Annotated in this window: 22 protein-coding genes; 6 read left to right on the top strand and 16 right to left on the bottom strand. The window is 62.0% G+C overall.

The annotated features are described in order from the left end of the window. Nucleotides 1–96: 96 nt before the first annotated feature. The 3 genes from GVK95_RS19035 to GVK95_RS19025 all read right to left on the bottom strand — a co-directional run bounded on the left by GVK95_RS19035 (nt 97) and on the right by GVK95_RS19025 (nt 4,464). Nucleotides 97–945 carry an MOSC domain-containing protein gene (locus GVK95_RS19035; protein ID WP_159952272.1) on the bottom strand — a complete coding sequence of 283 codons (849 nt, stop codon included), beginning with the start codon at nt 943–945 and terminating at the stop codon, nt 97–99. Nucleotides 946–952: 7 nt separating this feature from the next. Beyond that, nucleotides 953–1,606: an HD domain-containing protein gene (locus GVK95_RS19030; protein WP_159952271.1), complete on the bottom strand. Its 654-nt coding sequence runs from the start codon at nt 1,604–1,606 to the stop codon at nt 953–955. 62 nt (nt 1,607–1,668) lie between these two features. Then, entirely contained in the window at nt 1,669–4,464 is a 2,796-nt protein-coding gene (locus GVK95_RS19025) for a DUF2339 domain-containing protein (RefSeq protein ID WP_159952270.1), read from the bottom strand. A gap of 221 nt (nt 4,465–4,685) precedes the next feature. Here GVK95_RS19025 and nadA point away from each other — a divergent pair, with 221 nt between their 5' ends. The 4 genes from nadA to GVK95_RS19005 all read left to right on the top strand — a co-directional run bounded on the left by nadA (nt 4,686) and on the right by GVK95_RS19005 (nt 9,152). Then, nucleotides 4,686–5,765, top strand: a complete 1,080-nt coding sequence (gene nadA / locus GVK95_RS19020) for a quinolinate synthase NadA (RefSeq protein ID WP_159952269.1) — start codon at nt 4,686–4,688, stop codon at nt 5,763–5,765. A 31-nt stretch (nt 5,766–5,796) separates the two neighbouring features. Next, the gene (locus tag GVK95_RS19015) at nt 5,797–7,389 is read left to right on the top strand and encodes an L-aspartate oxidase (RefSeq protein ID WP_200844325.1); all 1,593 of its coding nucleotides are present in this window, start codon (nt 5,797–5,799) and stop codon (nt 7,387–7,389) included. A 20-nt stretch (nt 7,390–7,409) separates the two neighbouring features. Next, entirely contained in the window at nt 7,410–8,315 is a 906-nt protein-coding gene (gene nadC, locus GVK95_RS19010) for a carboxylating nicotinate-nucleotide diphosphorylase (protein WP_159952268.1), read from the top strand. 243 nt (nt 8,316–8,558) lie between these two features. Beyond that, the gene (locus tag GVK95_RS19005) at nt 8,559–9,152 is read left to right on the top strand and encodes an EF-hand domain-containing protein (RefSeq protein WP_159952267.1); all 594 of its coding nucleotides are present in this window, start codon (nt 8,559–8,561) and stop codon (nt 9,150–9,152) included. Nucleotides 9,153–9,373: 221 nt separating this feature from the next. Here the strand turns inward: GVK95_RS19005 and GVK95_RS19000 are convergent, their stop codons facing one another. The 8 genes from GVK95_RS19000 to GVK95_RS18965 form a co-directional block, all read right to left on the bottom strand. Beyond that, the gene (locus GVK95_RS19000) at nt 9,374–10,354 is read right to left on the bottom strand and encodes an NAD regulator (protein WP_159952266.1); all 981 of its coding nucleotides are present in this window, start codon (nt 10,352–10,354) and stop codon (nt 9,374–9,376) included. Next, the gene (locus GVK95_RS18995; RefSeq protein ID WP_159952265.1) at nt 10,351–10,887 is read right to left on the bottom strand and encodes a tyrosine phosphatase family protein; all 537 of its coding nucleotides are present in this window, start codon (nt 10,885–10,887) and stop codon (nt 10,351–10,353) included. Before GVK95_RS18995 ends, GVK95_RS19000 begins: the two co-directional genes overlap by 4 nt. After that, on the bottom strand, nt 10,884–11,513 hold the full coding sequence (locus GVK95_RS18990; RefSeq protein ID WP_159952264.1) for an HD family hydrolase: 630 nt from the start codon (nt 11,511–11,513) through the stop codon (nt 10,884–10,886). The genes GVK95_RS18995 and GVK95_RS18990 overlap by 4 nt, the downstream gene beginning before the upstream one ends. Nucleotides 11,514–11,515: 2 nt before the next feature. Further along, nucleotides 11,516–12,358, bottom strand: a complete 843-nt coding sequence (locus GVK95_RS18985) for a folate-binding protein YgfZ (RefSeq protein ID WP_159952263.1) — start codon at nt 12,356–12,358, stop codon at nt 11,516–11,518. A gap of 100 nt (nt 12,359–12,458) precedes the next feature. Beyond that, on the bottom strand, nt 12,459–13,217 hold the full coding sequence (locus tag GVK95_RS18980; RefSeq protein ID WP_159952262.1) for a hypothetical protein: 759 nt from the start codon (nt 13,215–13,217) through the stop codon (nt 12,459–12,461). A gap of 21 nt (nt 13,218–13,238) precedes the next feature. Further along, the gene (locus tag GVK95_RS18975; protein ID WP_007600255.1) at nt 13,239–13,496 is read right to left on the bottom strand and encodes a hypothetical protein; all 258 of its coding nucleotides are present in this window, start codon (nt 13,494–13,496) and stop codon (nt 13,239–13,241) included. Nucleotides 13,497–13,594: 98 nt separating this feature from the next. Further along, nucleotides 13,595–14,047, bottom strand: coding sequence for a TIGR02301 family protein (locus GVK95_RS18970; RefSeq protein ID WP_159952261.1), 453 nt, complete (start codon nt 14,045–14,047; stop codon nt 13,595–13,597). 3 nt (nt 14,048–14,050) lie between these two features. Next, nucleotides 14,051–14,473, bottom strand: a complete 423-nt coding sequence (locus tag GVK95_RS18965; RefSeq protein WP_159952260.1) for an NUDIX domain-containing protein — start codon at nt 14,471–14,473, stop codon at nt 14,051–14,053. Nucleotides 14,474–14,618: 145 nt separating this feature from the next. On the opposite strand from GVK95_RS18965, the gene GVK95_RS18960 reads away from it, so the two are divergent. Continuing rightward, nucleotides 14,619–15,383: an SOS response-associated peptidase gene (locus GVK95_RS18960; RefSeq protein WP_159952259.1), complete on the top strand. Its 765-nt coding sequence runs from the start codon at nt 14,619–14,621 to the stop codon at nt 15,381–15,383. 32 nt (nt 15,384–15,415) lie between these two features. Here the strand turns inward: GVK95_RS18960 and GVK95_RS25070 are convergent, their stop codons facing one another. The 3 genes from GVK95_RS25070 to GVK95_RS18950 all read right to left on the bottom strand — a co-directional run bounded on the left by GVK95_RS25070 (nt 15,416) and on the right by GVK95_RS18950 (nt 17,400). After that, nucleotides 15,416–15,553, bottom strand: coding sequence for a hypothetical protein (locus tag GVK95_RS25070; RefSeq protein WP_200844324.1), 138 nt, complete (start codon nt 15,551–15,553; stop codon nt 15,416–15,418). Nucleotides 15,554–15,745: 192 nt separating this feature from the next. Then, entirely contained in the window at nt 15,746–16,627 is an 882-nt protein-coding gene (locus GVK95_RS18955) for a phosphatidylcholine/phosphatidylserine synthase (protein WP_159952258.1), read from the bottom strand. Between the two features lie 11 nt (nt 16,628–16,638). Beyond that, nucleotides 16,639–17,400: a phosphatidylserine decarboxylase gene (locus GVK95_RS18950; protein ID WP_280178082.1), complete on the bottom strand. Its 762-nt coding sequence runs from the start codon at nt 17,398–17,400 to the stop codon at nt 16,639–16,641. Nucleotides 17,401–17,566: 166 nt separating this feature from the next. Between GVK95_RS18950 and GVK95_RS18945 the strand changes: the two genes are divergently transcribed. Continuing rightward, nucleotides 17,567–18,871, top strand: a complete 1,305-nt coding sequence (locus tag GVK95_RS18945) for a GGDEF domain-containing protein (protein WP_159952256.1) — start codon at nt 17,567–17,569, stop codon at nt 18,869–18,871. Between the two features lie 30 nt (nt 18,872–18,901). Here the strand turns inward: GVK95_RS18945 and GVK95_RS18940 are convergent, their stop codons facing one another. Continuing rightward, complete coding sequence (locus tag GVK95_RS18940; RefSeq protein WP_159952255.1) at nt 18,902–20,788, bottom strand: ABC transporter ATP-binding protein/permease; 1,887 nt, start codon at nt 20,786–20,788, stop codon at nt 18,902–18,904. Nucleotides 20,789–20,914: 126 nt separating this feature from the next. After that, entirely contained in the window at nt 20,915–22,963 is a 2,049-nt protein-coding gene (locus GVK95_RS18935) for a LysM peptidoglycan-binding domain-containing protein (protein WP_159952254.1), read from the bottom strand. Nucleotides 22,964–23,092 lie beyond the last annotated feature (129 nt).

Here is a 23,092-nt window from a genome sequence, read left to right as displayed (position 1 = left end):
CGCCACGAAAAACGCCAATTGATGAACTGGCCATCAGCGTAATTGATGATCGTCAGCATCGCGCTCGAAACAGGGGATAGTGCTTGGCTCGCCGGCTCAGCGCTTCTTGATCGCCCAGCTTTCTGCACGCTCTTCGATAATGGTCACCTCGTCCCCGAGTTTGATCGCACCTTCACTGCGCGGTACAGCGTTCCAGCCGAACAAGGGACCGGGCACACGCCGGTCGGCCGACATGCGTATGCGGCCCATGGCCGGGATCGGACTGGCGCCTTCGCGCGACCCCGTTGTCTGGTCCTGACTGGTCATGATGCAGCGGGCACATGGCTTGACGAAGTCATAGCGGATGCCGGCAATCTCGATTGCCGTCCAGCGATCCTCGGCCCAGGCCTCGTCGCAGTTGACGACGATGTTTGGCCGGAAGCGCTCCATCTCCACCGCGCCTTCGTCATGTCTGGCCATGTCCTCGTTCAGGGCGCGCAGCGAACCGGTCGTCGTCACCAGAACCTGATAGCCGTCTGCGAAGCTCACAGGGCTGTCGTTGCCGGCCCATTCCTTGCTGGCAAGCCGCCGGGCGGCTGCATCGAAGAACACCAGCTTCATCGGTGTGCCGAACCACGCCGACAGCGTCGCATTGCTTGCATCGTCCGCCACGGCGGCGCTGACGATCGATTTCCACACAGCCACGTCCATGCGACTGTCCGGCTGCGGCGGCGCGACCAGCGCCTCGCGGCCGTCGTCCAGCGTCAGGAGTACACCGCTCTCGTTTGGAGCGACCGTGAGCCGCGCCAGAGCCGGCAATTCGCGCTGGGTGATGAATTGGCCGGACGGGTCGACGATCATCATGCGCCTGTCGCCGGCAAGTCCCATGGCCTCGATGCGGGTGGATGGCACGGTGATGCCGCGGGCGCTTTTCAGCGGAAAGATATTGAGTTCGGTGACCTGCATGACAGCCTCAGATTTCATCGTGGAACAGGGACAGGAAATGGATCAGGCGCTCGTGCCGCTCCGTGGCCAGTTCGCGGCCGGTCGCCGTCTGGAATCCGTCGGAAAGCTTGAGCAGCTTGGCCGGGAAATGGTCGATGGCGAAACGCCGGTCGTCGAGCGGTCGGCCTTTTGCCTCTGGGTCAGCCGGGTCATAGAGGCCGGAACCCATGCGGCCGGCAATGTAGAAGCAGCGCGCGACGCCGACCATACCGATCGCGTCGAGCCTGTCGGCATCCTGCAATATCTTCGCTTCGATGCTTTGCGGCGCGATATTGGCGGAAAAGCTGTGGGTCAGGATGGCATGGGCGACGGCTGCGATGCGGGCAGCGTCCCAGCCGAGACCGGCAAGGATGCCGGAGGCCTTGTCTGCAGCCAGCCGCGACGCCTGTGAACGCAGCGGCGAATTCTTCTCGACCGCAACGCAGTCATGCAGCAAGACGGCTGCAGCCAGAACCTCGCCATCGCCGCCTTCGCTCGTGTGAATGCGCATCGCATTGCGGAACACCCGGTGGATGTGGGCGATATCGTGCGAGCCGTCATCGCTGTCCGTCGAATGCGGCAGGAGATGCGCAGCCAGGGCTTCGAACGGGGCAAAGGCGGTTGCAGTCAGTGTTTCGGCCATGATGATTCCATGCGGTTGCAGGGCGCCATTTAGACCAGTCGAACTCTCTCTAGCAATTGCGCTCAACTTTTCTCTGCAACCTCTTCGATTGGGGGCGTTGCGATCGCCTCATTGTCCTGCGCCGGCCTGCTGCTCAGGATCTTCTGGTAGAACAGCCCGATGCCGATCAGCACCGCGCCGAGGCCGATGAAGGACAAGGCTCTGAGCACGCCTTCGAGATTGCTCATGTCGATCAGAAAAGCCTTGCCGACCGACAACATGACCAGCACGGCAGAGGCGATGCGCAGGCTGCGGGCATTCAATCGGGAGCCGAGGACCAGAAGCCCGACCCCGATCAGCAGCCAGGCGACAGAATAGCTATAGGTCTCGGCCTGCAGGAAGCCCTTCCATTCAGCGATAAATTCACCCTGCCAGAAGCGGCGCACGCTGAGCGTCACCCAGGCAAAGCCAAGCGCGGCACCACTGATCGCCAGGAGCGTCACATAGGGCAGGGGCCGCTTGTCGCGGGCATATGTGGCCAGTCCGGCATAAGCGAGGCCGGGCAACAGGTAGCCGATGAAAAGCAGATTGATCAGCGGCCAGTTGCCGGTGCTTTCACCGGTAAAGAACGGGTTCAGCGCGCCGAGATGGGCCGTCAGCACCTGCAGCATCGACACCACGCCAGCCGCCATCGATCCGTAACGGAACACCGGGCTCGGCGATTTCAGGTCGAGCGTCATCATGATGCCGGAAAGGCCGATGAACAGCAGTGTGTAGATCGATTGTTCGCCAAGCGTCGGCACGCTGTCGTCGAGCACGCCGCCATTCATCGCGTGGCGGATGAGGATGGCGACAGCCAGAAGTCCGAGCAGGCTGGCGATCGCCTGCAGGGCGTTGCGCACCCGAACACCCGGCCAGCGGCGCAATTCATAGGCTGCCACTGCGGCCAGAAGAGCAGGGATGCCGTAACCGGGCAGAAGGGCATTGAGGAATGGCGTCTTGCCCAGCATATCCTGCCCGACCAACGTCGGCTCCCAGCCGATGCGCAACAGCACGCCGACGGAAGCCGCTGCCATCATCCACGGCAATCCGCTCCAGGGACGCAGGCGCGTGGCGATCAGGAAGGCAAAGCCGAGTACCGAGAGCAATATGGTCGTCACAATGCCATCGGTCAGCGCATGCAGGGCAAAGGCAAGTGCGGCGAAGCTTCCGGCAATCAGCAGGTCGCGGGCACGGCGCAGGTCATCCGGCCGCGCGATCTTGCCGATCGTCTCTGCCGCTGCAATCAGCACGAGCCCGACCGCAATCGCGTAGAGACCATGCGTCCAGTCGCGGCTGTAGACGCCATAGAAGACGAAGCTGACAGTGGCGAGCACGGTCGGAACGGCGGCCGCGATCGCTGCCCAGAGCGTGGCGAAGATCGGATCGGCAGCACAGCGACGGCGGATGAAGGTTAGGCCGAGTAGCAGGAAGATCCCGCCGAGCCCGAGAGACAGGAGGATCTGCAGATTGCCGAGACTTGGCAGGGTCACGGGGCCGCTGCTGGCTGAGCCCAGCATCCACAGAATATCCGTCGTCAATGCGGCTTCGGTCAGGACAAGCAGCACGGCGGTGAATGCGGACATCACGGCCGGCCAGAATGCGCCGTGACGGGCAGCGCCTGCCGCCGCAAGCGACGCGATCAGGGCCGCCGAGGCATAAAGCGGAAAGAGATCCATGACGCTACCGACGAACAGTAGCGCCAGTGCCGGCAGGATCACCGCAAGCGCCATCGTGATGTCGAGCCCGATCGCGCCGCGAATGGCGAGTTTGCCGAGATTGTCCCAGGACACGGCCGTATTGTCCGGCTCCTTGCTGAATGTCGTGCCCGGCCAGATCAGCAGCCAGCTGGCGACCATGGCAATCAGCGCCAGCGTTACGGGCGTCAGGTCTGCCGGGTCGCTGAAAGCGATATAGGCGAGCGCCCAGAGGCCGAGGCCGGCATGGGCGATCGAGGGCACGATATGCCAGCGTCTGAAGCGGGAAGCGGCAGCGGTCGCGACCAGCGACAAGGTCAGGAAGGCGAACAGTGTCCACGGGTTTGGCGATGTGCTGGAAACCAGCGCCGGCGTGATCATCGAGCCGGCGAGACCAAGGCCTGCCAGCGCCTGGCCATGCAGCAGCGACAGGCCGAGCACGGCAAAGGCAACCAGCGACAGAAGCAGGAGGGCCGTGGTCGCGCCGATGAACTCGTAGACACCATGCGCCGCATAGATCGCACCGAACAGCGTCAGGGCACCTGCGGCGGTCAGGATGCCGGGGATCATTGCGTTTTCATGCAGGGCTGCCATTTTCGGCAAGGCCTTGCGCCGCACGAGTTCACCACCGGCAATCAGCAGCAGACCGAACAGGGCGGCGAGCGTCAGCCGCACAGCCGGGCCGAGCAGACCGCTTTCGATCGAGTAACGGACCAGGAACAGGCCGCCGAGCGCCAGCGCCAGGCCCCCCGCCCAAACCGCCCAGCGTGCGCCGAGCACGTTTTCCAGAGTGTCTGATTTGCTGGCTGACGGTGTGCGGGCGGCGATGATATCGGGTAGCGGTGCATCGGCCGGCGGCTCGACACCGGCTTGCTCCGGGGCGGTTATGTCTTGCCGCGTCTCCGGTTCACTTGCCTCCAGTTCCGCGACAGTCCGCGGCGGTTCCGGCGTTTGCCCTTCGACGTCGTGCAATGCAGAGCTCGGCGCTGTCTCCGTCGAAACCACCGGTGCAGCGACCTGCAGCATCACCAGCCGTTCGTTCAGGCCGGCCACATCGCTTTCGAGCTTGGTGATCCGTTTGCTCGCCCCGCGCTGGGTGACAAAAAGGATGCCGACAAGGATCAGGACCAGGATTTCGAGCATGCGGCCTCGCGGGTAGGTGCTTTGGGTGGGGCAACACTAGCGTTTTTCAGCCGAGGTGAAAGAGCGCAAGATCACGCTGCCGTTCGCGTCGCACAAGGCTTTATGCAAACGTGCTTGCATTCCGACGGGAAACTTCCTAAATCGGAACCACCGGCAGCAGCCGGTTTTCTTTGGATTTTATTATGCTCAAGTTGAGCATAATAGTGGGAGGAGAGGCCGCCATGGAAGACGCAAACGCACTGAGGGCCGATACGGCCAAGGCACATTCGCGCACCGCAGCCGAGCGTTTCGGCGTGCTGGAGCGTCCCGACTTGAGCTATACGCCGGCCGTCGCCAAGGAAACCGCTCATCTCTATGAGAAGGTGAGGGATTTCATTCCGGCGATCGAGTGGCCGGTGTTTGCCCCCTATATCCATGCGATCAACCGCATCAAGAAGGAGCGCGGCGCGGTCATCCTCGCCCACAATTACCAGACGCCGGAAATTTTCCACTGCGTCGCCGACATCAAGGGCGATTCGCTGCAGCTCGCCCGCGACGCGACCACGGTCGATGCCGAGATCATCGTCCAGTGTGGCGTGCATTTCATGGCCGAGACCTCGAAATTGCTCAATCCGGCTAAGACCGTTCTCATCCCGGATGGCCGCGCCGGCTGTTCCCTGTCGGAATCGATCACCGGCGCCGATGTCCGCCTGCTGAGACAACGTTACCCCGGCGTGCCCGTCGTCACCTATGTCAACACTTCGGCTGACGTGAAGGCCGAGACAGACATCTGCTGCACCTCGGCCAATGCCGTCGACGTGGTCAACAGCTTCGACAGCGATACCGTGCTGTGCATCCCGGATGAATATCTGGCGATGAACGTTGCCAACCAGACGACCAAGAAGATCCTCACCTGGAAGGGCCATTGCGAAGTGCATGAACGCTTCACGGCCGACGAACTTCTCGAATACAAGAAGGCCGATCCGCGCATCGAGATTGTCGCCCATCCCGAATGCCATCCGAGCGTGCTCGAAGTCTCCGACTATGCCGGCTCGACCAAGGGCATGATCGACTACGTCAAGACGAAGCGCCCCGCCCGTGTGCTGTTGGTCACCGAATGCTCGATGGCCTCGAACATCCAGGTCGAACTGCCGGACGTCGATTTCGTCAAGCCCTGCAACCTCTGTCCGCACATGAAGCGGATCACCCTGCCGAAGATCCTCGACAGCCTGCTTTATATGACGGAGGAGGTGACCGTGGATCCGGCGATTGCCGGTCGCGCGCGCCTGGCGGTCGAACGGATGATCAATTTGAAGAACTAGTAATGCCCGGCCGGCGCTGGGGGAGGCAGACATGGCAATCAATCTGGAATCGATGCGGCCGCAGTCCTGGCAGGGGATCGACGATATCGTCATTGTCGGCGGCGGGTTGGCGGGGCTGTTCTGCGCCCTGAAACTGAGCCCGCGCCCGGTCACCATCCTGGCCGCAGCACCGATCGGGCAGGGCGCCTCCTCTGCCTGGGCGCAGGGCGGCATTGCCGCGGCGATGAGCCCCGGCGACAGTTTCGACAAGCATTTGGCCGATACGGTGTCAGCCGGTGCCGGGATCGTCGAGGAAAAGATTGCCCGGCTGATGATCTCTGAAGGCCCGGATCGCATTCACGATCTGCTTGCCTATGGCGTGCCGTTCGACCGTGATCTGGAAGGTCATCTGCTGCTGTCGCGCGAGGCAGCCCATTCCGAACGCCGCATCGTCCGGGTGGCCGGCGACCGGGCAGGTGGGGCGATCATGGAGGCGCTGATCGCGGCTGTCCGTCGCACGCCGTCGATCCGTGTCATGGAAGGCTACGTCGTCGAGGAACTGATCGCCGAGGGACGATTCGTCTCCGGCGTCGTCGCCCGTCCGGATGCCGGCCAGTCGAAGAGCCGCGTTGCCTTTTCCGCCCGCGCCGTCGTGCTGTGCTCCGGCGGTGTCGGCCATCTTTACAAGGTGACGACCAATCCGCCTGAAGCCCGCGGCACGGGTGTCGGCATGGCCGCCAAGGCCGGCGCGATGATAGCCGATGCCGAATTTGTCCAGTTCCACCCGACGGCCATCGACATCGGCCATGATCCGGCACCGCTGGCAACCGAAGCCTTGCGCGGTGACGGTGCGATCCTGGTCAACAAGGCCGGCCATCGCTTCATGATTGACCTGCATGCCGACGCCGAACTGGCGCCGCGTGACATCGTTGCGCGTGGCGTCTTTGCCGAGGTTTCGGCCGGTCGTGGCGCATTCCTCGATTGCACCAAGGCGGTTGGCAGTCATTTTCCCACCCGGTTCCCGACCGTCTATGCCTCCTGCATGGCGGCCGGCATCGATCCCGTCACCCAGCCGATCCCGGTCGTGCCGGCGGTGCACTATCATATGGGCGGTGTGGCGGTGGACGCCGATGGCCGCACGTCGCTCGACGGTCTGTGGGCCGCCGGCGAAGTGACCTCGACCGGCGTGCACGGTGCCAATCGCCTGGCCTCCAATTCGCTGCTCGAAGCGGTGGTCTTTGCCGGCCGAATCGCCGACCACATCAAGGGGCTGCTGCCCGAGGCGACGCTGTATGAGTGGCCGAAGACGGCTGGCGAGAACGACGATCTGGTGACCATCGAGGACAGTGCGCAGTTGCGGACCCTGCGGCAGTTGATGAGCACCCACGCTGGCGTCATCCGCGACGGAGAAGGCCTGAAGACGCTGATCCGCGAAATCGCCCGCCTGGAGCGGGAAAACAAGAGGGTCCGCTTCACCAATATGGCAGCCGTTGCCAAGCTGATTGCGGTCGGCGCCTTGCAGCGCACCGAAAGCCGGGGCGCGCATATGCGTGCGGATTTCCCGGAGCCCAGCGACGCCCAGCGCCACCGCACCTATATGACACTCAAGGATGCCGATCGCATCGTTGCCGAGATCATCGGTTGAGACAGGAAAAGGACAGCATCATGACCGGCAGCTTTCGTCCCGAACTCTCGCCCCTGATGGTTGACGATCTCGTCCGTGCAGCCCTTCTGGAAGATCTTGGCCGCGCTGGCGATATTACCACCTATGCGACGATCGGGCCGGAAAAGATCGCTCTCGCCGCGATGAACAGCCGGGAAGATGGCGTGGTCGCCGGCCTGCCGCTGGCCCGCGCCGCGTTTCGCCTGCTTGATCCGGCGCTGCGCTTCGAGGCGCTTGTCGCCGATGGGGACCGCGTCGCGCCCGGCCAGCCGCTGGCGCGGGTCGAAGGTGCGGCGCGTGCGGTTCTCTCGGCAGAACGCGTCGCCCTGAACTTCCTCATGCATCTCTCCGGCGTCGCGAGTTACACCGCCCGCTTCGCCGCCGAGATCGCCCATACCAGCGCCCGTGTGACCTGCACCCGAAAGACCCTGCCGGGCCTGCGCTCGGTGGAGAAATATGCGGTACGGCTCGGCGGCGGCTCGAACCATCGCTACGGCCTGGATGATGCCATCCTGATCAAGGACAATCATATCGCCGTCTCGGGTGGTGTCGCGTCCGCGATCCGTGCGGCCCGCGCCTATTCCGGTCATCTGGTCAAGGTCGAGGTGGAGGTCGACGGGCTCGAGCAGATGCGCGAAGCGCTTGAAGCACGCCCGGATGTGATCCTGCTCGACAATATGGGGCCGCACATGCTGCGCGAGGCAGTCGAGATCAACCGCAAACACCACGGCTTGTCCGTGGACGCCTATGCCGAAATCCCGGCCCGGATTGCGCTGGAAGCCTCCGGAAATGTCAATCTCCAGACCATCAGGGCCATCGCCGAGACGGGCGTCGACTACATCTCGACCTCGAAGATCACCATGGCCGCCCCGACGCTCGACATCGGCCTTGATATCGAACTTGAATAATTTTAGTACCTCGAAGGACCGTATTTGTCGAAATCTCCTGCCTTGAAGCCCGAATTTGTTATTGCTTAATTAATATTTATCAATGTCTTAGGTGAATATTAGCGGACGGCTGAGCTACTTATCAGGGGTGATTATTAACTTTTGACGCCTCGGATCGAATCCCCTAGCCCGAAAGCGTTCTCAGATTTTGGTTTTGCGTGCTGCGGATACAAACATTGAAGCCCTTTTCATAAGGAGGTTTGTATGACGAGTATTATATCTGCGTCGAGCAGCGCCGGCGCCAGCTCTACCCTCTCTATCTCGAGCCTGGACACAAATGGCGACGGCGTCGTCAGCGCCGAAGAACTCGAAGCGGCTAAGCCTTCCCGGACGCAGGATCCAACCGTCGAAGGCGAAAATGCTGCGACAGGCATGGCCTCACAACTGGCCAGCAGCCTGATTACCATGCTGCTCGAAAGCGGCGCCAATTCTGCGGCTGGCAATGACCAGCATAGCGAGCACGCGCGCGACCTCTTTGCTACCATTGATGCAGATGCCGATGGCACTGTGACGCAGGAAGAGTTTGTTACCGGCCGGCCAGATGACATGAGCGAGGAACAGGCAATCAGCCTGTTTTCTGCGGCTGATACCGAAGGCGTTGGGTCTCTGACCGAGGATCAGTTCCTTGAGGCTTTTGAGGTCAGTGGACCGCCAATGGCTGCGCCGCCTATAGCAGATGCGGAATCCGGCGATGATGGTTCGACGATCAGCCTCCTCGACGTTCTCGACGAGATGCAGAGGGTGATCGACGCCTACCGTGAAAATGCCGGTGAGATAACGGAAGTCGAACAGGCCTGATAGCCAGTGTCGGATTGTGGCGGCAGTCCGGCATTCAGGCCGTCTTCGCCTCGGCATCTTCGGATTGCCGGGGCAGGCTGACGGACGGAGCGAAGCCGTGATCCGTCACCTGCGGGAACGGAATGGAAATTTCGTTCCCGCCGAAGAATGCTGATCTCGAAGATCGTGTCGAAAATACCATTTTTTTCAGAATGTTAAGTCGATCGAGGCTCGGCTCGAGGTCAACCTCCGGCACGACCGCCGAGCTTCAGACCGGGCGCCGGTCTCTCTTCGAGAATCTGCCGTCGGAAGCGGAAGAGTGCTGCGGGGCGCCCACCCGTTGCCGATTGTGTCGAGCCGGTCGGTTCGACCAGTTCTGCACCCTCGACGAGCCGACGGAAATTCTGTTTGTGCAGATGCCGGCCCGAGATCGCCTCGACGGTGGCCTGCAGGTCGGTCAGGGTGAATTCCGGCGGCATCAACTCGAAGACCACCGGCCGGTACTTGATCTTGCCGCGCAGCCGCGCCAGCGCCGTGGCCGCAATCCGCCGGTGATCATGGCGCATCGGTATGCCGAGCGCACTGGCAATCCGTCGGTTCTCCACGCGACCGTCGAGTATGGCTTCATCCAGCACTCCCGCCTCGTAAAGCAGTTCATAACGCTCCAGCACGCGTTCTTCATCGAAGGGGAAATCATCGAGCCCGAAGGCGAGTTTCAGACGGGCCCGCCGTGCAATCGACGGTCCGCCGGCGGTGGCTGCCATCGGTTCGTCCGCCCAAAGCTGAAGAGCCGGCAGGATGACCTGATCAAGAACCAAAGGGCGACCCTGGCGCCAGTCTTCCCAGGGCAGATAGCCATACCAGTCGCGCCACTTGGCCCCCGACGCCTCAAGCCGCGCGGCACGCTCCGTCTCCATGCGGGTCAGGGCCAGGTAACCGACAGAGACCACATGTGGTCCGCGATCACCCGGCATCTTGTGCCGCCCGCGGTCGCCGAATGTGTAGAGCTGTTCGATATAGCCGAGGTCGAGCGCGGTCTGGGCCTCGACCGTGTGGCGCAGCGACATTTCCATGGTCCGGTGCCGGGTCGGATCAAAAGGCCCAAACGGCAGACCTTCCAGCGCACTGTGGTTTTCGCCGACGACCAGCAGGCGCGGGCTGCGCCCCGCCATCGCGACGATTGCCGCATTGAGCCCGATCTCGATCTCGGCCGCGGTGCTCATCGGCTGGTGGTTTCGCGCATCGGCAAAGGCAGGACAAAAGGCGTATTGCCATCCGCATCGGCACCGCGGCCGATCGACTTGACCGCCGCGATCAGCCTGCCACCCCGGCCAAGCATCTGGTCGCCGATCTCGATGAGCAGCATGTTCGGCGTGGCAAACGGCGATGCCGCGCGCAATCTGTTGGCCAGATCGGCGTCATCGTCTTCCGGGGCGACGGCAAGGCTTGCGATCAGGGCAGCGGCCGGCGAGCGCGATACGCCCATCCAGCAATGCACGATCAGCGGGGCCTCACGATCCCAGGACCGGGCAAAGTCGATGATCTGACCGACATGTGCGGCCTGCGGCGCGATCAGATCGCCGGTTCCGGCAACCGTGATGTCATTGACGCCGAGTTTCAGATGCCGTTCGGCCCGGATCACGGCTGGTCGATGGAAATCCTGATTGACCGCCAGAAGGCTGATCATTTCGCGCGCCTTGTGGCGAACGGCCATTTCCGCGATGCGCGCGAGCGGCGAAACGACGATCAGGCTCATTTCGCCTCCATGCCGACAGATGCGCGTTGCGCCTCCAAGGCCTCGAAGCGCTCCAGGAACTTTGCCTGCGCCTGATAGGCGGGCAGGGGTTCGATCGCCAGCATGTCATGGGTAAAGCCGCGCGGCTGGCCGAAATACTTGCGCGCCTCCGCCTCGGAAAAACCGGCAAGTACGGTCGCCTCGAAATAGGCGCAGACGATGTCGGCCTTCTTGATCTGATCCTTTAGCACTGCCTTCGGATGCGCCGGAAGACCGAAGCGCAGATGGATGGCGCCTTCGAGCCTCTTCTCGACAACCTTGTAGCCGCCGCCGACCACGGCCTTGAACGGCGAGATCATGTCGCCGATGACATATTCAGGTGCGTCGTGCAGCAGAGCGACCAGCAGATCATCCAATGTCGCCTTGGGGTTCGAGCGACGAAAGATGTCCTCGACGATCAGGCTGTGCTGGGCAACAGAAAAGGCATGATCGCCTGAAGTCTGGCCGTTCCAGCGGGCGACGCGGGCAAGGCCATGGGCAATGTCGGAGATCTCCACGTCGAGCGGCGAAGGGTCAAGCAGGTCGAGGCGCCGCCCCGAAAGCATCCGCTGCCATGCGCGACCCGAAACGGTGTCTGCCAGCGCCATACTCAGCTCTCCTCCGCGCTGCTCGGGAAGGTCAATGCCGTCCATCCGGGCAGGCTGACGGTGATCGGTGTCTCCCCGGCAAGGATCGAGACACCCTTGGCCATGGCCTCGCCCGCCTTGTCGATGCGCAGGATCGCCAGCCCGCGCTGTCCGGCCACGGTGCCGAGCGTGCCGATCACCTTGCCATCGGCCGTCACATCGCTGCCCGTTTGCGGCAGCGGACCATCGGCCGCGACGATCACCGCGCGGCGCCGCGCCGTTGAACGGTGATGCATGCGCGACACCACTTCCTGGCCGACATAACAGCCCTTCTTGAACGAGACACCGCCGGATTTGTCGAGCAGCACGTCATGCGGAAAGGCATCCTGCAGCACATAGTCGCTGCCTGATTCGATCACGCCGTTCAGGATGCGCAGGGCATCATAGGCACCGGCGGGGCCGGTTTCTCCGAGCTGGCCTGCAGTGCGGCGAACCTCGACGCCCGCCAGGGCAAAGCGGTGGTCGGACACGCCCGCTGCGTTCTCGCTATCGGCACCCCAGGTCACGGTTGCGCCATTCTCGCCAAAAGCCTCGATCGTGACCGGCGCACGCAGTTTGTACATTGAAAGCCGGCGGATCAGCGCTTCTAGCTGATCGGCCCGGCTGTCGATCACCAGATCATCGGCGTCGCGCCAGATCAGGAAGTCGAAGAGGATCTTGCCCTGTGGCGTCAGGAGCGCGCCCGGCAGGGCAACGCCCGGCTGAAGCGCGCCAAGGTCGGTGGTGATCAGGTTTTGAAGAAAGGGCTCGGCATCCGGACCGCTGATCCGGATGAAGGCGCGGTCGGGCAGGAAAGCTGAAGGCATGATGGGTCACCGCGATGAGTTCGATGCCGGAAGAGTTAAGAGCTGCAACCCTAAACGACAAGCAGTCTCCGTCACAGCCCACAGTTTGACCAAGGGTCAATCAATCGCCTGCGGTGAAGAATTTCCAGCGACCGTCCGGGGTGATGCCGGCCCGGAAGAAGTTGTAATTGCCGTATTCCTGCATTTCGGCCACATCGCCGGCGGTCACGATTCGCAGCAGTTCGACCTTTTCGACCGGTGTCAGTTGCCCCAGTTGCTTGCCGGTGAAGTAGGGCCAGACATAGGCTTCATCCGGCGTGCCCTTGTCGACATGCACGAAGCCAGTCGACAGGATGTCGAGAAGGATCGCCAGGATCTCCATGCCCTCGGGATCACCCGACAACGACTTCAACGTGTCGATGGGGTCCTTGTCGCTGCCTTCGAGCTGCACCTGGGTCTGGTCTGGACCCGGGTTCATCAGAGGGCGCAGGCGGGCAATATCGCCGGATGTCGCCGCATCGATGATCAACTGCCGCATGCGGCGCACGGGTTCTGGCGCCTTCTCGATGTCATAGATGATCTCTGCTGGGGCAGCGTCGGGCTCTGGCGCCGCCGTATCCTGCTGGTCTGCCGGTTTGATCAGCGGATCGGGGTCGGGAATGGCGGGCGATGCATCTTCCGGCAGCAATTCCTCCCCTTCTTCGTCGATCCCGGGCTCAGCCGGGTCCGGCGCAGCCTTGTCAGCGGTAGGCGGGGTGATGTCCTTGATGTCGGACAGAGCAAAAGCGGGAAGCACAGGGAAGATCGTCGCGCCAGTTGCCGCGAAAACGGTCAAGGCGCTCGTCAGGCATAGGAGCCGGACCCGCGAAGCGAACGTCATGATGCATCCCTGATTAAAGTGTCACTGAACCCGGCGTTCGGGGGAAAACTCGCCGGCCAGCAGCCGGTCCTTCAGTGCGTCGAGAATGGCTTCTGCGCCATGTTCCCCATGAATGCGAATGGTTTCGCGCATGGCCAGCGCAAAGGCGGCGTCCGCGATGATTTCCGGCTCGATACCGTCTGCCATGCCGTCGGCCCAGGCTTCATTCTGGTATTCCAGCGCGGCCTGCATCTTTTCGTGAACGATCATTTCGTCGATCTCGTTGCGGCGCGGTTCCATGGGCATTCCTCGAAGCACAATCTTACTCAGTCATTAACAACACTATCAGCCTTTTGCCAAAACGACACGGGGCACAGACAAAAGAGGTGAATTAATCGTTAATTTCCATAGCGGGCGGTAATTTCTGTGGCGAGTGTTGCGCCTTCGTTACGGTAGTTCTCCTCTGCCCGAACCGCAGCTGCAGTGCAAGAGGTGTAAACCGAGGCGAAAGAACGGTAGCCTCTGTTATAGGCAGCTGTCAGCCGCGCCCGCCGTTTTGGCTCGTCTTTTGTCTCGACCTCAATCAGCGCCTGCACCGCATCCCGCCATTCCGGCTCGCTCTGCTTGTTGCACAGATTGCGCAGGTAGTGCACCGCGCCGACGACTTCCGAAAGCCGGCCGAGCCTGCTGTCATAGGGGGTGGGCTTTTCCGGATCCGGGGCGTTCCGAATGATGTCCTCGATCGTATATTGCGCAAGCGCCGGGCCGGATGCCGCAGTGACGATCGCGGCTGCCAGGACCGCAGCCAAGGCCAACCAGGGGGCTTTGCGGATGATGTGGCTCAATACCATGGCTCAGGCTTCCGACGTGTCGCGAAGCGCGACCAGCCGCACAACGCAGTCGCGCACGCTCGGTGGCACGGGCAGTGCGAAGATTTCATCGGGCAGGAACCAGCCGGCCTCGATCGCATCGCTTTCCGCCTTGGCAATGCACGTCTCGTCAGCCTCGACGCGAAACACAGACAGCAGATAGTGACTTCCGGCCACGCCCGGTTCCGGCAGCAGTTCGACTGTCTCGAACAATTGCGGATTGCGTCCGATGACACCGGTCTCCTCCTGCAGTTCGCGCAGCGCCGTCTCCGAAGGGGTTTCACCAGGCTCGGCACGGCCACCCGGAAAGGCAAATAGATTGGCTGCCGGCGGATTGCCCCGGCGCACGAGCAGGAAGCGCCCGGAGCGTTCGACAATCGCTGAGGAGGCAAGACGAGCTTGGCTCATGGAAGGGCATACTCCAGATGGCAGGCAGACGCGGCAACGATGGAAAAAACGAAGCAGTGAAGGCGCAAACTATCGCGACTTTTGCCGGCGCCTGCAAGCTCTGCTGCGCCTTGACCGCTCCGAAAGGGGGTGCGAAGAAACGTGCATGTGTGGACGATACGCTTTGATGGCGACAGCCGAGGAACTGATCGAGCATTTCGGCGTGATGGAGGTCGAGGACTTTCCAGCGCGTTACAACATCGCCCCGACCCAGCCGATCTTGATTGTCGAGCCCGCTCCGCCTGGCGAGCGTGGCAGCAATGCGCCGGATCGAAAGGCGCTGCTGGTCCGCTGGGGGCTGATACCAGGCTGGGTCAAGGATCCGGGTGAGTTTACGCTGCTGCTCAATGCCCGCTCCGAAACCGCGATCGACAAGCCCTCGTTCAGGGCCGCCATGCGCCATCGCCGCGTACTGATCCCGGCATCCGGTTTCTATGAATGGCATCGGCCATCGAAGGAGAGCGGCGAGAAATCGCAGGCCTACTGGATCCGTCCGAAACAGGGCGGAATTGTCGCCTTTGCCGGATTGATGGAAACCTATCTTTCCAAGGACGGTTCGGAAATCGACACCGGCTGCATTCTGACAGTCGCCGCGAATCAGACGATCAGTCCGGTTCATGACCGGATGCCGGTGGTGATCGCGCGGCAGGATTTCACCCGTTGGCTCGATTGTCTCAATCAGGAACCGCGTGAAGTGGCCGACCTGATGAAACCGGCGGACGAGGATCTGTTCGAGGCCATTGCCGTCTCGGATCTGGTCAACAAGGTCGCCAATCTCGGCCCGGATCTGCAGACGCCGGTAACGCCGCGCTTTGAGCTGCAAAAGCCCGCCTCGAAGAAATCCGATGGCGGGCAGATGAACCTGTTTTAACCAGGAAAACGGTGTCGCAGAACCTTGGTCGTTCAGGCGACCTTTGGAGCCGGCTTGCGCTTCAGCATAAGGGCTGCTGCGATCACGGCCTTGAGGCCGATCGGCTGGTAGTTCGAAACCAGATTCTGGTTCGCCGGCTTTTGCTGCTCGGCTTCGTCCTGGGCTGTCATTGTCATGTTCCTCTGAATGTTTCCTGACCGCAGTGTTTGTTTTTTCGCTCTCTCTGCGGAGATCATGACAAAAGCGTGGCCGAAGCGCCGACACAAATCAAATTTAAACAAAAAGGATACATTCAGCGAGCTTTACCCGGTAAAAGGCGTCGGTTTACCCGCGTTTTGGCCCGGAAATGCGGGAAACGGGGCTCAAACGCCCCGATCGATCTCGCTCAGACCTTTTTCGGCTGTTTCTTCGCCGATCGTCAAAGTGCCGTAGCGACGGTGCCAGCTGCGTGCGCCGAAGGGCAGCGAGCAGAGATAGAGAATCACCGTGACGACAAGAACTTCCCAGGTGAAGCTCATCAAGAGGGCAACATAGAGCACCACGCCAAGGATCATCGGGAAGACCAGGTCGCGGCGGATATGGCCGAAGCCGGACTTGCCCGACCAGACCGGCAGGCGGCTGACCAGCAGATAGGCGATGACGATCGTGTAGGCCGTGCTGGCATAGGCGAAGATGCCGACGGGTGCGACGCCGAGGAAGCCCAGGTAAACGGGCAGAAGCACCAGCAGGGCGCCGCCGGGAGCCGGCACACCGACAAAAAATTCCGATTGCCAGGGTGCCTTGGTTTCCCGCTCGGACATGACGTTGAAACGCGCCAGCCGAAGCCCGGCCGCGATTGCGTAGATCAGCGCCGCGATCCAGCCGAGCGAGCGGGCCTGATCCAGCACGAAGACATAGAGAACGAGGGCAGGGGCCACGCCGAAATTGATGATGTCGGCGAGTGAATCCATCTGCGCGCCGAATTTCGACGTCGCCTTCATCATCCGGGCGATGCGCCCGTCGATGCCGTCGAGAAAGGCGGCCGCAAGGACCATGGCGACAGCCAGTTCATAACGGTTTTCAAAGGCCAGCCGGATGCCGGTCAGTCCGGCACAGATGGCGAGCACCGTGATCAGGTTCGGCACGACCAGTCGCAGGGGAATTTCCCGCAGCCTTGGGCCGCGGGCACTGTTGTCCTGCTGGCCGGTCGATCCTGACGCCGTGGTGGCGACAGCATGTTCAGGTGTCTGGTCTGACGGTTCCATCGGCGCCTCCCTTAGCTGCGGCGGCTGACGACCGGACCCTTGGTCGAACCGAATTCGGCAATCACGGTTTCACCGGCAATTGCGGTCTGGCCAAGCGAGACACGCGGTTCGGCACCCGCGGGCAGGAAGACGTCGAGGCGCGAGCCGAAACGGATCAGGCCGAAGCGCTCGCCGGCATCCAGGGGTTCATTCGGATTGGTCCAGCAGACGATGCGGCGTGCGACGAGGCCGGCGATCTGCACGACGCCGATATTGCCGTGCACCGTCTCGATCACCAGTCCATTGCGTTCATTCTCGACGCTCGCCTTGTCCAGTTCCGCATTCAGGAAGCTGCCTTCCTTGTAGGCAATGTTCGTCACCCGGCCACGCACCGGTGCGCGGTTCACATGGCAGTTGAACACATTCATGAAGATGGTGATGCGCAGCATCGGCTCGGAGCCGAGCTGTAGCTCTTCCGGCGGCACCGACATCTGGACCGACGAAACGCGACCATCCGCCGGGCTGATGACCAGATCATCATCCTGTGGCGTTATGCGTTCGGGATCGCGGAAGAAATAGGCGCACCAGAGCGTCAGCACCATGCCGACCCAGAAGAGCGGGTTCCACAGCCAGCCAAGGACCAGCGAGCCGACGAAAAATGCCGCGATGAAGGGATACCCTTCCTTGTGAACGGGCACGATCGTCTTGCGGATGGTTTCGAGCAAATCCATGGAATCCTCAGTCTCTTGATAAAAGTTCGCTCGCTGAGTACCGCGAAAGCGGGGCGCGGGCAATGCTGACGGGCCAATCAGCGCATCAAAAGGCCGGCTGCGGCAATTGGCATCGGCCCAAAATAAATCAGGGTGTTTATGATCTATAGCGACAATCTATCAATAATTGCTCCCTAAAAAAGGGGAGGCGAAGATATGAATTGCGCGCTGCCATCGCCCGGCGCGCTGAATGACATGGAAGACTTTGTTGAATTTTGCCAGAAGACCTGCGCTTTCGGAGATGTCCACCGAGGCCCTGAGTGGCCTTTACTGGTATGCCGCCCATGGCGAACCTGTGCCAGGGGAACTGGATGTCGCACCGACTGTCGTCCGCGATATCCGGGCCGTGGGTGCCCATGCGGTGCTGCTTCTGCCGATCCAGCCCGATCTTGCCGGAACTGGACCGGCCCATGCGCGTGCGCTTCATGGGCAGAGTGTCTACATCGTCGCTGTGTCGCAGTTCCCCGTCAGCCTTGCCCGCCAACAGCAGCTTTATGACGAGGGCGTTGACGATGTGCACGTGCTGGAAGGCCGCCAGGCCATGTTCGCCTGCCTGGCGCGTGCCAAGCGCCATTTCCAGAGAGCGCACGGCGCCGAAACTGCACGCAGCGCGCTGAAAGCCCAATTGGACCTCTTGCAGGATGCACTCGATCATCTGCCGACGCCGATCTACCTGAAGGATGTCGCCGGCCAGTATCTGGCCTGCAATACAGCCTTTGCCAACCTGTTGAGCCGCCCGCGCGAAGAGGTTATCGGCCACCGTCTCGAGGGACTCGCTCCGCCCGCAACGGCTGACAAGCACGAATCGTCCGACGCACATCTTCGCGAGGTCGGTGGCTTGATGTGCTACGAGACTGACGTCTGCCTGCATGACGACGATCAACGCTACGTCATGTTGCATAAGGCGCTGGTCACGGACGAGCAAGGCAAGCAACGTGGCATTGCCGGCGTCATGATCGACATCACCGAGCGCAAGCGTCTCGAGGCGCGGCTGATGAACGCCGCTGAGCGTGATCCCCTGACGGACGCCTACAACCGCCGAAAGTTCTTCGAACTCGCCGATCAGGCAATCACCGATGCGATCCGGCATAGCGAGACGCTCTGTGTTGCGGCCATCGATGTCGATCATTTCAAATCGATCAACGACGAATTCGGCCATGCCGAAGGGGATATCACGCTCTGTTCGATCGTTGATATCCTGCGCTCGCACGAGACCGATGGCATGATCGTGGCACGCGCGGGTGGCGAGGAATTCTTCGCCTTGTTTTTCGGTGCAGCCGCTGCCCGGGCCGAGGAAATCCTGCAGGCGATGCGCACCGAAATCAGCCACTATTGCCAGATCAAGACGGCGGCCGGACTGGCGGGTACGATCAGCATCGGCATGGCGAGTTTTGATCCGGCTGCCGAGAACATCGACCGGGCTCTGCGGCGCGCCGATGCCGCACTGTATCATGCCAAGCACAATGGTCGAAACCGCCTGAGCCGCGCGAAATAGGGGCGGTGTCAGGCGGGTTGCCGACTTTGGTCAGATTGCCGGCGAGCGCCGCACGACCACGCCCATTTCGTCGCTCTCGCGCACCTGGCGAAGATGCTCTTCGGCCTGGGTTGCTTCCCGCTGACGGTTCCACATCGAGGCATAGAGACCGTTCTGCGACAGCAGATCGTTGTGGCTGCCGCGCTCGGCAATCTCGCCGCTCTTGAGCACGATGATTTCGTCGGCGCCGACCACCGTCGACAACCGGTGGGCAATGACCAGCGTCGTGCGGTTTTTCGACACGACGTCGAGAGCGGACTGGATCTCATGTTCGGTGGTCGTGTCGAGCGCCGATGTCGCCTCGTCCAGGATCAGGATCGGCGGGGCCTTCAATACCGTTCGGGCAATCGCCACACGCTGCTTTTCGCCGCCGGACAGCTTCAGGCCGCGCTCACCGACCATCGTGCCGTAACCATCCGGCAATTCCTTGATGAAGCGGCCGATCTGGGCGATTTCCGTTGCCTGCTCGATTTCGGCGTCACTTGCGCCGGGCCGTCCGTAGCGGACATTGTAGGCGATGGTGTCGTTGAACAGTACGGTGTCCTGCGGCACCATGCCGATGGCGCTGCGCAGCGACTTCTGCGTCACGTCGCGCACATCCTGGCCGTCGATGGTGATCGACCCCTGCTGCACATCATAGAAGCGGTAGAGCAGGCGCGAGATCGTCGATTTTCCAGCACCCGACGGGCCGACCACGGCGACCGTCTTGCCGGCCGGAACCTCGAACGACACGCCCTTGAGGATCGGCCGCTCAGGGTCGTAGTGGAAATGCACATCCTTGAAGGCAATCGCGCCCTGGCCGATGACGAGCGGTGTCGCCTCGGGACAGTCGACGACTTCTGCCTCGACTTCCAGCAGATCGAACATCTGTTCGATATCGGTCAGGCCCTGGCGGATTTCGCGGTAGACGAAGCCGATGAAATTGAGCGGCATGGCCAGCTGCATCAAAAGCGCGTTGACGAAGACGAAATCGCCGATCGTCTGCTGGCCGTTCTGCACGGCCAGCGCCGACATCACCATGATGACGGCGGTGCCGACGCCGAAGATCACGCCCTGGCCGAAGTTCAGCCAGCCGAGCGAGGTCCAGACCTGGGTCGCCGACTTTTCGTAGCGCTCCATCGACTGGTCGAAGCGCTTGGCTTCCATCTCTTCGTTGCCGAAATATTTGACTGTCTCGAAGTTCAGCAGGGAATCGATCGCCTTGGTATTGGCTTCCGTATCGCTGTCGTTCATCGCCCGGCGGATGCCGATGCGCCAGTCGCTGGCACGGATGGTGAACCAGATATAGGCCCAGACGGTGAAGGCGGTGATGGCGAGATAGGAGAAGCCATAGCTCCACCAGAAGATGACGGCCGTCAGCAGGAATTCGATCAGCGTCGGAATCGAGTTGAGGATGGTAAAGCGGACAATGGTTTCGATGCCCTTCGTGCCGCGCTCGATGATCCGTGACAGGCCGCCGGTCTTGCGCTCGAGGTGAAAGCGCAGCGACAACTGGTGCATGTGCACGAAGGTGCGGAAGGCAAGCTGGCGCACGGCATACTGGCCGACCCTGGCAAACAGCGCATCACGCAGCTGGTTGAGGCCGACCTGAGCAATGCGGGTGAGATTGTAGAGAACGACCAGCGCGACGGCGCCCAGCAGCAAGGTCGGCAGCAACCCGACCATGTCGAGCTTGCCGTTCAGTGCATCGGTCGCCCATTTGAAGAAATAGGGCACCAGGATCAGCACGAATTTTGAGATCACCAGGAAGACCGTCGCCCAGACGACGCGCATCTTCAGGTCCAGCCTGTCGGACGGCCACATATAGGGCCAGAGGTTGACCAGCGTATCCATCGGATTGCTGGAATCCGCCGAAACGGTCTTCTTCTTGGTTGCCATTGGACGAGCCCCCGCCATGATCGCATACAGATAAAAAGCGGCGACCCGTTGGGGCCGCCGCTTGGCATCACATAAGTTCTGTGGCCGCCGATTGCAATGATCGGCGAAGGCTAGCGCGACAAAGGCTCAGTTGACTGCCTTGTCGTGAAGCCGCTTGCGGTGGATTTCCTCAGCGTTCGGCAGCGCCTCCGACGGAACCGTGAAGATCTGGCCGGGCTCGATACGATCGGGATTGCTGATCTGCTCCGCATTGGCGAGGTAGATGGTCGTGTAGCGCACGCCCTGACCGTACAGGCGGCGCGAGATCTGCCACAGCGTATCGCCACGGCGGATGATCACGCTCGACTTGCTCTCGGCCAGCGGTGCCTGCTCGATTACCTTCGGCTCGCCGGAAGTGCTCGTGCCACTCTCGGTGGCCGTTGCCGGCGTGTTGATGACAGGAGCCTCCATCGCGATTACCGGGGCGGGAAGCGGCACGGCCAGCAGGTCGCGGATCATGCCGACGATCTTCGGCAGCGCTGAGCCAAGCCCGCCGATGTCGCCGGGCTTGATGCCGCGCAACGCGGTCAGGGCTTCGCGGGCCTTGGTCGCACTCGTGGTGACCTGCTCGCTCAGGTCCGCCGGCGCTGCTGCCGTCGGTCGGAAATCGATGATCGACTGAAGGCCGAATTCTGTTGCCGAACGGGCCGCGGCGACCTGCTCGAGCACCGGCATCTTGCCGTCGGCATAGAGGCCCTCGAGAATGGTGAGGCCCTTGGTCAGAGCCATGCGCAGGCGTTCGAACTCGGCCAGATCCGGGCCGGCCTTTGCCGCGGCATCATTGACGCCGGGCGTCTGTGCCACGACGGAGACCTGTTCGCCCTCCGGACGATCGAACGGCACGGAAGCACGCACGATGACCTTGCCGGCCGTGTCGAGCATCTCGACCTGGATGATGTGACTGCCGACCGACAGTTTGACTTCGCCTTCGATGATGAAATTGCCGCTGGCATCAGCGGCAATCTGGCCGATCAGTGTCTTGTCGGCAAAACCACGTACGGTCGAGCCGGCTGGTGCCTTGCCGGCGACGAAGATCTTGTCGCCTTCGATCTCGACAGCGCTGACCTGAACTTCGGCAGCGCCTGTGACCGGTGAGGAGGCAGCGCCCGGATCGGCAGACGCGACATCGGTAGTGGCTACCGCCGGTGTGGAGCTGGACGGGTCCGCCGATGCGACCGGTGCCGTAGTGCCATCCGGAGCGACAGTCGCAGCCGGGAGCCGTCCCTGCGTGGCGGTCTTGGTCGAGGGTGCTGTCTGGCCCGGAAGCGTGATCAGCCGGCTGGCTTCGCCCGGCTTCGAAACCATCGCCAACAGTTCGCCCTTGCCGCCTTCAGGCACGGAGATTGTGGCGACTTCGTCCGAAGTAACAACCTTGCCATTCAGGTCGGTCGCCCGTAGTTGCAGCGAATGATCACCGGCGGCAAGCGGATTATCCAGTACGGCGGCGAAATCGCCCGTGCCATCGACAGTCAGCGACGAGATCACCGTGTTGCCGTTGACGATCTCCACCTTCGCGCCCGGTGCGGCATTGCCGGCAATCACGGTCGAGCCATCCGGTTCGACGCGCAATACGTCAAAACGCGGCACGGCGGATCCGGCGTCGCTCGGTGCAGCCACCGTCTCGACCGGCTTGCCGAGCAATGCATCCTTGATCGAACCGATCATGGTCGCCGCCTTGGCCGGGTCGGCTGGCAATTGCTGGATGATGGTCAGTGCCTTGGCCGCATCTGCCTGCGCAGTTTTCAGCGCGCCGACGATCTTCTCGTCCAGGCCATCGGGAATGTCGATCGCAGCCAGTGCGGTGATCGCGGCCTGGGCAAGCGTCTTTGCCGCGCTATAGGCTTCAACGCCCGGTGTGCGACCATCGGCAAACAGAGCCGAGATACCATCCACCGCCTTGACGGCCTCGGCCTTGAGGCGATCCATCTTCTCGCTGGCAACCGTGGCGATGTCGCCGGCGACGGTCTCGGCGGTTGCCGAGGCCTGATCCGCTATTGCCTTTGCCGCATCGGTTGCCGCCGTGACTGTCGGTGCGGATGCATCCGTCGGATTGAGGCGGGGCATCACGACAAACACCATCAGCATGGTTGCAATGGCAAGCACAAACAGGACCAGCCAGAGGGCGCGGTTCTTCATATCAACGGTCTCCTAGCGGTAAATCCGCCATATCCATTGGAATTGCTAGCGTTATCCGAAGTCTACGACAAGCGGGGCCGTGTGATTCTGGCCGAATGCACAAGGGTTTTTAGCCAATTTTGTTGACCT

This window comes from Rhizobium sp. 18065 (assembly GCF_902706095.1).
Taxonomy (GTDB): Bacteria; Pseudomonadota; Alphaproteobacteria; order Rhizobiales; family Rhizobiaceae; genus Allorhizobium.
Note: the sequence above shows the minus strand (reverse complement) of the source record. Positions and strands in the feature narration are given on the sequence as shown.